This is a genomic window from Myxococcota bacterium (assembly GCA_040387835.1).
Taxonomy (GTDB): Bacteria; Myxococcota; UBA727; order UBA727; family JABDBI01; genus JAZKCZ01.
Map to the genome: position 1 here is coordinate 40,727 of JAZKCZ010000001.1, position 13,794 is coordinate 54,520.

Sequence of the window (13,794 nt, forward strand, 5' to 3'; positions counted from 1 at the left end):
TTATGTATTTTTCCGAGAAAAAATTTACTTTTCTGAGCTTTATCCCGCTGGTAATCGTTTGCATTTTGGCAACTCGTCTGTTTTATTTGCAGATTGTCCGCGGCGATTATTATTTAAGTCGCAGTGAAAGTAACTTTATTCAAGAAAGGCCGGTCAGTCACTCTCGGGGGCTTATCTTAGATCAATCCGGCGTGCCGCTGGTTGATAACAGGCCTTCTCACGATCTCTATATTACTTTCTCGTTGTTTCCCCATGCCTCGGGCACGCTGAAGCGCATTGGTTCTGTGGTCGGCATGAAGAAGGCCGATTTTTTGGAAGCTGAAGCTAAGATTGTGGCAGCCAAAGACGAATTTGTACTTTGGAAAGTGGCCGGCTCTAAATGCCAAAAGCTAGATCATTGGCTTTCGACCCAACGGATCCCCGGCGTATTCATGCAAAATTGCGAAGTGCATGTGGATCCACATCTGTTTCCTTGCAGAGAAACCGCGATTGCAGAGCTCAGCGAAATCTTAAATCTGCCTAAAGAAGAAATGCAGGCCTACTGGGCGCTCAGCGAAAAGAAGGCGCAGGGGCTTGGTCAATATAAGCCGATTTTGCTCATTGGCGATTTGGATTACGACTCATACGCAAAGCTTGAGGCGGCGATTTCTTTAGGCATTCTGCCTGGTCTCGTGTTGTTTGATTCTATTAAACGTCGATATATCCATGGCTCGTTGGCGGCTCATGCGCTTGGATATTTAAACGAGCTATCTGCGCCCGAGCTGATTAAAAAGCCTAATTATCGCTCCGGGCAACGCATCGGCAGACGTGGCATCGAATTGATGTACGAGTCTGTTCTGCGAGGTGAAGACGGTTATGAAAGAACCGTGGTCGATGCCAAGGGCAGGCGCTTTTCTGAAGCCATCGAGAGAGATTGGTTAGGGGAAGACCGCGTTGAGCCGTCTATCCCCGGCAATAATCTCGTTCTATCGATAGATATGGAACTTCAGCAAGCTGCCGAAAGAATGTTTGCGGGCAAGGCTGGCTCGGTGGTGGCATTGGAAGTGGGCACGGGATTTGTGCTCGCGATGGCAAGTTTTCCTGCCTATAACCCAAACGATATTATCGCTCGCAGCAATCGCAAGATTTTTCAGACGCTGACCAAAGATCCGCTCAAACCTTGGCTGAATAAGGCCATCCAAGAGCACTATGCACCGGGCAGTACTTTTAAGGCTGTCACTGCAGTTGCTGGCTTTGAACACAAACTGTTAAGGCCGACCGACCATAAAAATTGCCGGGGTACTTTCTACTTGGGTAAAAGCAGTTGGCGATGTTTTAGACGAGAAGGCCATGGAAGCCTCGATGTTATCGATGCACTACGGACTTCTTGTGACGTATTTTTCTATACCCTTGGGTATGAACTTGGCCCCGACAGGTTAGGTCAAACCGCCAAACTGCTGGGTTTTGGCCGCAAGACAGGTGTGGAGCTCGATATGGAAATCCCGGGCATCATGCCGGATCGGCCATACTATATGAAGCGCCTGGGCTATTATGCGCCCGGCTTAGTGGTAAATAGCGCGATTGGCCAAGGCGATGTGACCGTGACGCCGCTTCAATTGGCAGTTGCTTATGACGCCATTTTAAATGGTGGCATGATTTATAAACCTCAGCTGGTCCGTGAAATTCGTGGCGTGGATAACAATCTCATTGAAATGAAAAAGCCAGTGTTGGTTGACCATTTGAAAGAAAGCCAAGCAAGCTTGGAATTGGTCAAAGAAGGCTTGTCTCACGTCATGGATCCAGGTGGAACCGCCTCTGGGCTATTATGGCGCGGCGATTTGCCTGAGCTTTCCAAATGGCTGCGTGAATCCGGCATTAAAATCGGCGGCAAGACCGGTACAGCGCAGGTCGTGCGGTTGTCCAAAGCGATTAAGCATATAGACCCACGTCTTGTGGACTACCTGCAACGTGACCATGCGTGGTTTGTTGGGTTTGCACCGGTGGACAAGCCTGAAATCGTGGTGGTGGCCATGACCGAGCATGGCGGTTTTGGTGGCACGACCTCGGCACCCGTGGTGGCTGAGATGGTGAAAACTTGGTACGAAAAAGTTCGGGGCAAAGGGCGTTATGCGCAGCAAAAATAGTTCATTTAAAGTTCGATTCCCGGTTGCATTGGCTTTTTATGCGCTTGCTTTGATTCTCGTCGGTATCGTTAATATTGCTTCGGCAGCGAAGGTAACGCAGCCTAACCTGTATTTATTGCAGCTCTTATGGTTTGGCATTGCTGTGCTGGTTGCGGGTGTTATCTGCTTGTTTCAGACACGCACTTTAGGTTTAATCGCTTACCCATTTTATGTTGGCGTGATGGGGCTTTTAACGGGTGTGTTAATTTTTGGCGTGGTTGCAAAAGGCGGGCAGCGCTGGATTGATATTGGTTTTATGAGACTGCAGCCATCTGAACTGGCGAAGATTTCGGCGGTTTTGGCCACGGCTCAATTTTGTACCAATTATGAAGTCTATGGTGGGTATCGGCTGCGGGATTTGCTGAGGCCATTTAATATTTCTCGGCCCATTGGGCTGATATTTGCTTGTGCGTTTGTGATTAGGAAGTTTCCTGAATATTGGTGGGCAGCTCTGCTTGGCATCCTAGTTGCCATTGTTTGGAGCGTCTTTTCAATGATGCAAATGAGGCGTGAAGGGTTTCACTTTTATCAGCTTGTCTCCTTGGGCGATTTGGTGATTGTACCTTTTGTATTGATTGCCGCGGAGCCGGACTTGGCTACCGGTTTGATTGTGTTAGCCATTTCTGCCTCTATGATTTTGTTTTGTGGGGTGAGAACAGGCTCTTTAATTATCGCCGGCATGTTTGCCGTTGGCGTGGCCATCGTGGGTTGGAATTTCGTGCTCAAAGACTATCAAAAGCACCGCGTTCATACGTTTATGGACCCTGATGCGGATGTTCGAGGCAAGGGTTACCAAGCCATGCAATCTATTATCGCTGTGGGTTCTGGGCAGTTCGTGGGCAAAGGCTTTAACGAAGGAACGCAGACTCAGCTTTCGTTCTTGCCTGAAAATCATACCGATTTTGTGTTTTCGGTGCTTGCAGAAGAGTGGGGCTTTATCGGGGCGATTTTCGTGCTGGCCCTGTTCTTTGGGCTGGTTTTGTCTATGGTGCAGATTGCCGCCAGGGCACATGATCGCTTTGCGAGTCTGCTAGCCGTAGGCGCGGCTTCGTTGGTCTTTTGGCACATGGTTGTGAATATTGGCATGGTACTAGGCCTTCTGCCTGTGGCGGGGGTGCCGCTGCCCTTTGTCAGTTATGGGGGCGCTTCCATGTTGGTTCAAGTTGCCGCCCTGGGTATTTGTGTGAACGTCTCTATATGGCGGAAAGTAAGATAAATTATGACTTTTAGACGTACCAAAATGCTTTTCACGCTCGGGCCAGCAAGCTCCACCGAAGAAGCCATTGAAGCTTTGATTTTAGCCGGCATGAACGTGGCTCGTATTAATTTTTCCCATGGTGAGCTTAGTTTTCATCGCACGGTGATTAACCGTGTGCGTGCCGTCTCTGCGCGTCTTGGGCGTCCGGTTGGTATTTTGCAAGATTTGCAAGGCCCTAAAATTCGCACCAGAAAAATGCAGGGCGAGGGCGTTATGCTAGTGCCCGGCGAGCAAACGATTATTACCACCGAAGATATCGAAGGCACTAAAGAGCGTTTCGCCACGCAATATTTACAGCTGCCGCAGGATGTGAAGCCCGGTCATATGATTTTGCTAGATGATGGCAAAATCGCCGTGCGCTGTTTGGAAGTTCGCGATGCCACTGAAATCGTATGCGAGGTCGTGTACGGTGGCCTGCTCAAAAGCAACAAAGGCATCAACGTGCCCTCAGGGGGCCTCTCCACCCCCAGTTTAACTGAAAAAGACATTCGCGATTTACATTTTGGCGCACAAGTCGGCGTAGACGCCGTGGCACTGTCTTTTGTGCGCTCAGCCGAAGATGTTCGTTTTTTGAGACGCGAGTTAGCTGCGTCAAAAACCAGGCCACTGGTGTTCGCTAAAATTGAAAAGCCCCAAGCTCTGGAAGATTTGGACGCGATTATCGCTGAATCAGACGGCGTGATGGTGGCTCGAGGCGATTTAGGTGTGGAAATGCCGCTGGAGCAAGTGCCCATCGCCCAAAAGCGCATCGTTGCTAGAGCCATCGAGCAAGGCAAAACCGTCATCGTGGCCACCCAGATGCTTGAGTCTATGATCACGCAAGCAAGGCCCACGCGCGCAGAAGCGAGCGATGTTGCCAATGCCGTTTTGGACGGTGCCGATATGCTGATGCTTTCCGCAGAAACCGCCTCCGGTGATTTCCCCATCGAATCCGCACAAACCATGGATCGCATTATCCGCGAAGTGGAGCGCTCAGATTGGCTGAAATATTGGCGCAATGATGTTAAATTGCTCACCGGCGTGGGCCAACAACATCAAAATATCGCTTCTTTGGCAGGCACCCGCGCAGCTGACGAGCTCCAAGCTAAAGCCATTGCCGTCTACACAACTTCAGGAAGCACCGCGAAGTTGGTGAGCGGCTACAGACCCAAAACGCCGCTCATCGCCTTCGTGCTAGGCGTCCATGAGCAACGCCGCCTCTGCTTTTGCTGGGGCGTTGAGAGTGATTTGATTACTGAAGCAGACGATTTCGAAAGCCTGCTCGCTCAAATCAACCTGCAACTGCAAACTAAGTGGCAACTTGAACCCGGCGATACCGCGGTGATGTTAACCAAGGTGCCGTTAAAGCCGGCTCAAAAGACCAATACCATTCATATTCACACCATCACCAGGCCAATCGAATGAAACTCATCGGACTTACAGGCGGCATCGCTTCTGGCAAAAGCACCGTAGCGACATTTTTCGCCGCCAAAGGCATTCCTGTTTTAGACGCCGATCAAATGGCTAAGGCTGTGCTAACACCCGCTATGGTGTCAGACACCTTTGGCACTGAATTCTTGGTAAACGGCGAAATTGATCGGAAAAAGCTCGGCACCTTCGTTTTTGAGCATCCAGCAGAGCGAGAAAAGTTAGAAGCATTGACGCATCCGTTAATTGCAAAACAGTTGCAAGAAGCAATGATGACTTTGGAAAATGCACCTTTGATTATTTACGAGGCGTCGCTAATTTTCGAAAAAGGCCTGCAGGACCGATTCAATGCAACCATTTTGGTCACAACTTCCGATGAAACGCGTTTAAGCAGGCTTATGAAGCGAGATGGCCTAACCAAGGAAGAAGCGCTAGCGCGCATCGGCGCTCAAATGCCAGACGCTGAAAAACGACTTTTAGCCACCTACGTCATTAACAATTACGATGATTTAGAAGATCTGAAGCGCCAAGTTGACAGTTTAGAAATCGGTCGCGCTTAGAACCTTGAAAATCCGCAATAGACCTGCGGAATTTTGCCAATTTCCCGCAACAGACTTGCGGGAATTTGTATTTTGCGTGCAATCGGTCAGTCATCCGATGGTATTTCTCAAATTACTAGGGTTAGTCTGTTGGTGACATAAACGCCGTTTCCCTCTCCCTCGAAAAGTTTGGGAAACGGCCAGCCCGAGAGCTGAAACCAACATAAAGATTTCAGCAGGCGCTTGTCAACGATGATCTCCACTTTAGGAGGTCCGGGAGAGCCATGCCGAGTGAACATGTATTTGCCGCCAACATACCAATGAAAGCAAAATATTTATGGCTGTTGATTGCCAGGGAATGTGACGAAAAAAATCCAACCGTCTACCTCAGCAGCAAACCTCTAGCGGAGAAGATGGGTTGCTCCGCAAGCACGGTTTCCAAATATCTGCGTATTTTAATGACAGCCGGCCTGCTGAAAAAGGCTGCGCCTACTAAATATTCAAATGTAGCACCCTACGAATTATTGCCGGCCTCACTGCCTGAGGCACAATTTGACCCGCAAGGCGAGCAGGAAATACAAGCACAACTTGCCAGCATGTCACCCAAGCAGGTGGCAGAACGATGCTTGAGCCTACTCAAATCGGTAAGCAGCCAAAAAGCTCAGATAGCTTCTTTGGACAAAATGATTCGCTTGCAGGCAGAGCGAGAGCGTGCGCGCAATTTGGGATCCGTAAGCAAGGAGCCCGACGTACCAATCCGCAAACAAAATTGGATGTATAAAGAAGAAGAGCGCTGATGAAAATCGCAACGTTTCCTAGGCCGAACCACCCAGCCCTCCGTTCACCTTCGCTACGGTGAACTTCTGGCCAGGCTGTGGCGGCTGCGGGCTCTGTGAGCCCTCTATAACAGGATCGATTTGGCCTATTGCGCGGGATTGACAAGGTTTTCCGGCCCAGAGGGTCGGACCTACCCAGTAGCCTGGGTCGAAGCGAGCGCAGCGAGCGGAGGCCCAGGATAATTGTGATTTCAAAGAGAGCTCTGAAAGAGCGACATATTCAGGCTGACTCGTGCGGCAGTTGCCCTTTTGATTTTTTATATATTATATAACTGCAATGATGTGGGCATGATAAAGCCTCCAAGTGATTAGTTGTGGCGATTGCCTAATATCACCCGTGCGTCTTCCAGCCTGAGATTGACAATCCTTATTTTTAATATAAAATATGCGAGCCATGTTTAAAGTACTATTAACCACTTTTTTGCTTTCCATTTCGGTTTCAGCTCAAGATCTATTCAAACACGAAAACCTTCAATATAAGGGTTTGACTGACCATGGTCTGAAAGAGCTTAAATCTGTACGTGATGCCCTTCGACAGCGATTTCGCTTATTTGATCAGGAATTTAAGGGACTTAACAACATTCACCACGCAGCTACAGTTGCTCGGATGGCTAAGGCCAATATCTTCCTATATGGCCCGCCGGGTGGTGCCAAGTCCAAGTTTGTTCAATGGATGTTTGATGGCGAAGCAGATCCATCTTTTCAGGTGCAAATGCACCAGATGATGACGGAACAGGTATTAATCGGTGGTCAGAACTTTGAAGCTGCTAAAGAAGGTCGCTATGTGGTCAACACTGAAACAAGTTTGGCTAACTATCGTACTGCTTTATTGGATGAAGTTGAAAAAGGTAACCCAGCAGTATTAGCAACCCTTTTAAGTCTTTTAAACGAGCGCGAAGTCTGGGTTGGGGGTCAAACAATTCCTGCTAAAACAGAGACCGTTTATGCCACCAGTAATGCCAATTTGCCTGAAATCTTTACTCAATTTCAAGAGTCTGGCCAGCGTTCCACAGCACCCGCTTTGCTGAATCGTTTTCAGTTCAAGGGGTTTATCTACAATTGGTTGTCCAATTACGACCAGGCTGAGTTGGATGAAAGAAGAGAAAAAATCGGCTTGTGTTCGGTTCTAGGCACATGCGAAAACACGCCACTTTTATTAAAGCCAGACGTGATTGATTGGGAAAATTTGCGTTCGTTTTCGAAAGTCTTAATGAAAAAGACGACAAGCTTTATGACTTTTTACAATCAAATGGCAAATGATTTGAGGATCGCTACCAATCAAGCTGTTAGAGAGTCTGAAGTTAGGCATCAAAAAGATCGTTATAACGAGCCTTTCGTCTATTTCCCCTCTTGCGATTGGACGGAACGGTTGCGTCAGCAAATCCCAGATGTTGTCCAAATGTCTGCTTTTATTGATTTCCTATTGTCAGACCTTGCGAACGATAAAAACATCGAAAAAATGATCACTAAGCAAATAGAGTTAACCGGGCATTCCCTATGGCGAGCTAGTTTGGTGGTTACCACACCAGGCCCAGGCAAAGCCGCTTTGGTAAAGAAGGACGGAAAGTTGGAAATCGAGTTTGGTACGCAATTAAGTCTCGATTATGCCCGTGATGCTCGTGAAGTTAAAATGCTTGAGAATTTAGTTGCTGAACAAAATCGATTTAGTAGCATTTATGGAAAATATTTGGCGCTTAGTCAGGAAGCCATTAAAGATGCTGCTAAATATCTGCCCCATTCTGATGAATCAAATGCGGATTTTGAACTGATGATCATGAAGAGGTAATTAATGAAAGCGCTTGCTTTGCTATTGCTTAGTGCATGGCCACTTGCGGCCACGCAGTCTCAAAAGTTACCAGCTTTGATCGCGTCCTACGAGCAGGATCTATTTCCTCACGCAGATGCGTTTGCGTTCGTGCACAGTCTGGAGCATGGGCAGCTGATTTTTGACAAGCTGAAAGCTTATAAGCCTTTGGCACTCGTGGCCGATGCGTTTATTGCATTCCAGGCTCAATCCGTCGAACCTGATGAGGCCTTAATTAGCTTTGTTCTCGTAGAAGCCGAAAAGGCGATTACTTCGAGCGGATATAAGCGAATTGAAAAGCAGTCTAACTTACTGGCTTTGCAGTACCTACGGGATTATCTGTCGCGCTTCGAGCCATCACCATCGTTGGCTGACGGCGAAGAAGGTAAGCAAAAGCAACAGGAAGACAACCAAAAGCAAAATAAGCCTCAAAAGCCTCAGCGGCCTAAAATGCCTGATGCGTATAAACCCCATACAAAAAATACGGACAATAAGCAGCCTGGCTCTAAAGAAGACCAAGTAATTTTACTCGAGACTAATTTTGCGACGCCTTATTTTGGCGGACGTATTTATTCGGATGTTTCTAGGACCACTGCAAGTCCATTTCGCAGCAATATGGTACCAGGATCCAGTAAAAGCATTGGTTCCTACCGAAAGACGGGCAAAGAGCTTTTCGTTTATACTTTGGGCGAAGAGGAATTCGCACTCTTTTTGCCTCCCGGATTTGAGCCATTACAACCAGAAGACCCCAGAGCACATCTCACTTTGTCTGCCGATGGTACCTACACATTGAAGGCTCCGTCGGGCATTCTATCTGTGACGGTTCCTCTGGAGCCAGTCCAACCAACGACGCTTAATCCCATTCAGCGAGAAATCTACACCAGACCGGTAGGATTTTCGGCTTCAGAGTGGCCGGCGTTAATTCAGGGGGATTTACTCGACAAGCCGTTTTCCTCTGACTTGATGAAAGCCAAGGCTGTATCCCATCATTTGGCAACAAAATATCTTTACAGCGTTGGTGCACGAGCAGAAACAGATCCAGTGGATGCTTTAAAAGCAGGTGCTTTTCAATGTGACATGGCCGCTTATGCAATGGTTGCCATTCTGAGAGATGTTTATGCGATTCCCTCCCGCGTTGTTTCTGGCTACAGAGGGAAAAAGCATGGAAATGGCGGCAATCAGCGCAGTTATTTGGTGTTACCAGGAGAAGCTCACGCGTGGGTAGAGGCTTATGTTGACGGTAAATGGCAGCCTTTTGATCCGACACCGGTTTTAAAAGATAAAGAAAAAGAAGAAGACGAAAACGAAAACGGCGAAAAAGACGAATATTCTGATCGCAGTCTGGAAGACCAGCCTTTACCACCACCGCCACCGCCAAAGAATGCCAACGCCACGAGTACAAATGCCACAGTTGCAAATGCGACTCAGCCCTCAAAATCTCCTTTAAAGATGGATTCTGAAGAGCTGGCCGGGCTTTTAACCTTGGGCTCTTTGCAGTTAAGCCCTACTGAAGAGCGCAGTTCGCTTCGAGAGAGAGCGATGCGAGTGCTTCTAAGACTGATATTAGATCCACACATGCCTGGAAATCGCATTTTCGAAAAACTTCATCAGGCAAAGGGGCTCTTTCTTTCTGTTGGCGAGCTTAAAGGGCTTGTTGCGGATCTGCTCATGGTATTTGAAAAGCCGCGGCTGGCCGCAAAAGCTTGGCTAGACGATGTGACTGCTTTTTTGGATAAAAGAGATTTGGCGACAACATATACTGAGTTGTTTCATTTGAAGCAGACATTGGCAGGCTACGCAAAACTGCTTGATGGACATGGACCGGTTGGGTATCCTACCGCGCTAATTTTGAAGCTGGATGGAGTCCTTCGGGGGATAGAAGGTCTCGCGCACATTGATTCTCGCGAGATTGCTTTAGTCTCCGATTTTTATGATTCTTTGCCACCTCTCGCACAAACTCTTTTGGCGCATCAGTACAATCTGGTTCGAGTAGGCCCCAACGCTCCAACCAAGACAGTTGCGCAGCGGCTGAAGACAGGTGATTTGAACGACTTAAAGTTGTTAGCACTTTTGTCCAAGCATACCGATTTCATTATGAATTCGACCCCACGACCAGAGTACGAAGAAGTAAGAACCTGGGTACGAGATGCCCGTCGCCCCGTTGGACGTGATTTGGTGGGTGTCCAGCGTTTCTCGGAGCTTAGCCGGGCATCGTTAGGCAACCCTGGAAAAACATTGGAAGAAAACATGGTGTTAGGTACGGCCTATGCTTCGGCACATCGTCTACGAACCAGGATTGCTACAGGTTTTGGAAAGGATGATGCTGAGCGTATTACCATTGTGCTTTACGACACTTCAGGCAGCATGTCTGGAGATCCGGAAAGATTTCAAGCCGGGTTGATTTCTGCTTTTACCGCTACTGCTTTGAGCGATGTGTCCCCAAGTGGCGCTCATAGGCATCGTCTCGTCTTGGTTCCTTTTGATGATAAACCTGGAACACCAGTGCGAGTGACAAATACCCAAGAAGCTTTAGATATCATTCATAAATATACGTTGAAGCTAAAGAATACGGGTGGGGGAACGGATATTCAAGCTGCATTGATTCAAGCGATGGCTCTTATCGCCGATGCCGAACGTCGCTCAGGCGAGCCGTTGGCGGCTGCGAATATTGTTCTCATGACCGACGGACAGTCTCCCTTGGATATTCCTAAGTTGGCAGAAGCCAGAGGCGCTATCGATCGGACAACCCCACTACAAATTATGTTTGCAGCTATCGGAACGACCAATGACGATTTGCGCCAATTTGTTAGCGAATCGGAGAAGATTGGCATTGATAATGGGTTCTATCGAGAGTTTAGTAATGAATTTATGAGTGAACAGCTAAAAAGGGCGGATGCACCTTGGCACCAGGCGTCTGCTCATAAACTCTATACCGACAAGAAACCGGCAGATTTGGATATCGGCACGAGAAAAGACCTGTCGGCGAGTTCTCATTTATTGTCCCAATTTTTAGGCGAGATTCATTTGGCTCAAAGTTCTTACGCTCCTGCTGAGCAACACCTCGCCGCATTGGAAACCCTTCGCTGGGACGAGTCGACGCCTAACAACGGGAAGTTAGCTGAACATATCCAACATTTAAGACGCTTAGGTTATACCGGTGCGCTTAAAAACGCTAAGACTTGGCGACACCAAATTGCCGATGATATTTTTAAAAATTTCGAAAAGCTGACTGGCGTGCCTTTGAACAGACTTTCTCAAACCGAACAATCAGAACTGAAACACTACTTTTGTCACGCTGCAGATATGGGACCTTTGGGTTGTCCATAAAAGCCGGAGCTGAATATATGCACTACTTATTATTATTTTTAGTAATATCGACGACTTCTCTGGCCGAGACTTCTGCCACTGATCGCTATTTGGCCTACACCCGCGAGCTGCATGGTCAAAATCATATTGGTGATGAGCACTTGTTGACGATTATAGCGCATGCTGAATACGGACTTGTAGCGAATCCGATTGTAGAGACCGAAGCTCGTGTCAGCATCGTTCACCAAACTGCCTTTCGGGTATTCGAGCAGTTAATCTTGGAAAAGTTAGATCCAAAACAGATAGGCCACTGGGCAAAGGAACGGTTGAGCGCTGAAGCTAAAGAACGTGAACAAAAACGTAGTAAGAGAGAAGATACGATAATTCCATGGAGTCAAAAGCGGTCTTATCAAAAACTTGCTATAGGGAGGGAACACGCTTGTGCGATCTCCAACAAGAATTTGGTATGTTGGGGGAAGGACAAGCAGGCTTACGAAGGACTTAGCCAAAACATCACACCTATCTCCGTTCATGCGGCCTGGGGAAATACCCTGGTTTTGGGCGATGATTTTAAAATGCATTTGGCCGGTCATTACCCGAAGTCGGTTCCTGATGCGCAAATGCAAGAAGTAGCTCTGGATGGAAGTTATGGTTATTTTATTGGTGCCGATGGGATCTTGGGCCACTTTCCTATATCGGAAGAATGTAAAATGGCGGACAGAGCTGCTCTTGATAAAGGTCTGTTTGTTCAAGCGATTGATTCAGCGGGCTGTAACACATTTTGTTATATTGACGCCGATCAAAATATTAATTGCCCCGGGCTCACAGTCCCTATTGAGTTGCGAGCAGGTGTCCGAGCTGTTAAATCTTTCGACCAAGTGGTTTGTGCGGTGCCGACAGGCGGTACTCTACCGATTTGTTTTGACTGGAACGGAAAAATAGAGGTTCCACAAGAGTTAGGAAGTATTGAATCTCTCGCGCTCTTTGCGCATTGGCATCTGGGAACATGTATTTGTGGAATCGATGCTAACGGAAAACTGCTTTGCTCAGGCCCTTGCGATGACTTGCTCACAAAAGCGGTCCGGGACCTGGGCCCGGTTAAGAATATTCAATTCTCAGGTTTGGGCGCTTCTGGATGCGTCGTCCTAAAAAACGACGCGAGTATCCGTTGCTGGGGCTGCTACAGCGATGTCCCTCCAGAAACGAAGATGGACGAAAATTTCTAACCTCTTTCTGCAGCCCTTTACTACCAAGGTATTATAAAATGTTTCCAATTATTTTTGCCGTGATTTTTAGTTCTATCTGTATCGCTGAGACATCAGCCACCGACCGCTATTTGGCCTATACAGGTGAGCTGCTTAGCCAAAATCATATCGGCGATGACCATGTACTGGCAATTATCGCGGGCGCTGAAAAAGGCGCGATAGTAAATCCCGTTTCGCCAAAAGATGCTCGTGTCAGCATTATTCATCAAACTGCTCACCAAACTTATGAACATCTTATTTCTCAACCCTTAGACTTACAACGCGTGTCCTCTTGGTCGCGCGATGGTTTGAGCGAGGTAGGACGCGAAAGAGCAGCACGTGAAGTACAAAAAAAGGGTGCGCAATTCCCTTGGGAAAACTTTAAATTTGGTATGCTTTCTGTATCCCAGGATAACGCCTGCGCAATCAATTTAAATGATTTGGCTGTTTGCTGGGGTCGAAATGAAGTTGGCCAAAATAACGTTCCTAATGATTTAGGACCGGTTCAATCAATAGCCGTTGGTGGCTTACATGTTTGCGCCATCAAAGTTGATGGTCGGACTTCGTGTTGGGGCGATAATTCGTATAAACAGCTAAACGTGCCTCAAAATTTAGAGCCTTTTCAGTCCATTGCTGCAGGTCAACTTCATAATTGCGCGATAAAAAAGACAGATAGGCACGTGGCTTGCTGGGGCACCAATATGATGGGGCAACTTAATGTTCCTCGTGATTTAGGTCCTGTCCAAGCGATTGCGGCTGGTGGGTATCATACCTGTGCTATCAAAGTGGGTGGCGGTTTGATTTGTTGGGGTTTCAACCTTCAGAAACAGTTGGAAGTACCCTTAGATTTGGGACCCGTTTGGTCGGTAGCTTTAGGTCTGCGTTATACATGCGCTATTAAAGCCGATCGTTCTGTCGTGTGTTGGGGCCAAAAAGGTGGGCAAATTGAAATTCCATCGAACTTAGGGCCGGTATCGTCACTTGCTTTGGGTCACAATCATACATGTGCTATTAGACCTGATGGGAACGTCTTTTGCTGGGGTGACAATAGCCACGATAAAGCGACGGTGCCTGACGACTTAGGACCGGTTAAAGCAATTATGTTAGGGGATAGCCAAACTTGCGTTATCAAATCGAATGACCAGGTTTTCTGTTGGGGCGGCGACCAACATAACCAGTGCAAGGTACCCGCAGATCTAACTTTAAAAATGTCTTTTGAGGCACTGTAAGGAGTATAA

Annotated in this window: 9 protein-coding genes; all 9 read left to right on the plus strand. The window is 47.6% G+C overall.

Features of this window, described 5'->3' with window-relative positions; translation table 11 throughout:
- Nucleotides 1-2: 2 nt before the first annotated feature.
- The 9 genes from mrdA (at nucleotide 3) to V4534_00240 (ending at nucleotide 13,785) form a co-directional block, all read left to right on the plus strand.
- Nucleotides 3-2,123, plus strand: coding sequence for a penicillin-binding protein 2 (gene mrdA / locus V4534_00200; GenBank protein ID MES2503281.1), 2,121 nt, complete (start codon nucleotides 3-5; stop codon nucleotides 2,121-2,123).
- Entirely contained in the window at nucleotides 2,107-3,378 is a 1,272-nt protein-coding gene (locus V4534_00205) for an FtsW/RodA/SpoVE family cell cycle protein (protein ID MES2503282.1), read from the plus strand. Before mrdA ends, V4534_00205 begins: the two co-directional genes overlap by 17 nt.
- Nucleotides 3,379-3,381: 3 nt before the next feature.
- Complete coding sequence (pyk, locus tag V4534_00210; protein MES2503283.1) at nucleotides 3,382-4,824, plus strand: pyruvate kinase; 1,443 nt, start codon at nucleotides 3,382-3,384, stop codon at nucleotides 4,822-4,824.
- The gene (gene coaE / locus V4534_00215) at nucleotides 4,821-5,387 is read left to right on the plus strand and encodes a dephospho-CoA kinase (protein ID MES2503284.1); all 567 of its coding nucleotides are present in this window, start codon (nucleotides 4,821-4,823) and stop codon (nucleotides 5,385-5,387) included. Before pyk ends, coaE begins: the two co-directional genes overlap by 4 nt.
- Before the next feature lie 263 nt (nucleotides 5,388-5,650).
- The gene (locus V4534_00220; protein MES2503285.1) at nucleotides 5,651-6,163 is read left to right on the plus strand and encodes a helix-turn-helix domain-containing protein; all 513 of its coding nucleotides are present in this window, start codon (nucleotides 5,651-5,653) and stop codon (nucleotides 6,161-6,163) included.
- A 433-nt stretch (nucleotides 6,164-6,596) separates the two neighbouring features.
- Nucleotides 6,597-7,988, plus strand: a complete 1,392-nt coding sequence (locus tag V4534_00225; GenBank protein MES2503286.1) for an AAA family ATPase — start codon at nucleotides 6,597-6,599, stop codon at nucleotides 7,986-7,988.
- A 3-nt stretch (nucleotides 7,989-7,991) separates the two neighbouring features.
- Nucleotides 7,992-11,333, plus strand: a complete 3,342-nt coding sequence (locus V4534_00230) for a transglutaminase domain-containing protein (GenBank protein ID MES2503287.1) — start codon at nucleotides 7,992-7,994, stop codon at nucleotides 11,331-11,333.
- 17 nt (nucleotides 11,334-11,350) lie between these two features.
- Nucleotides 11,351-12,538 carry a hypothetical protein gene (locus V4534_00235; GenBank protein ID MES2503288.1) on the plus strand — a complete coding sequence of 396 codons (1,188 nt, stop codon included), beginning with the start codon at nucleotides 11,351-11,353 and terminating at the stop codon, nucleotides 12,536-12,538.
- A 38-nt stretch (nucleotides 12,539-12,576) separates the two neighbouring features.
- On the plus strand, nucleotides 12,577-13,785 hold the full coding sequence (locus V4534_00240) for a hypothetical protein (protein MES2503289.1): 1,209 nt from the start codon (nucleotides 12,577-12,579) through the stop codon (nucleotides 13,783-13,785).
- Nucleotides 13,786-13,794: the final 9 nt, after the last annotated feature.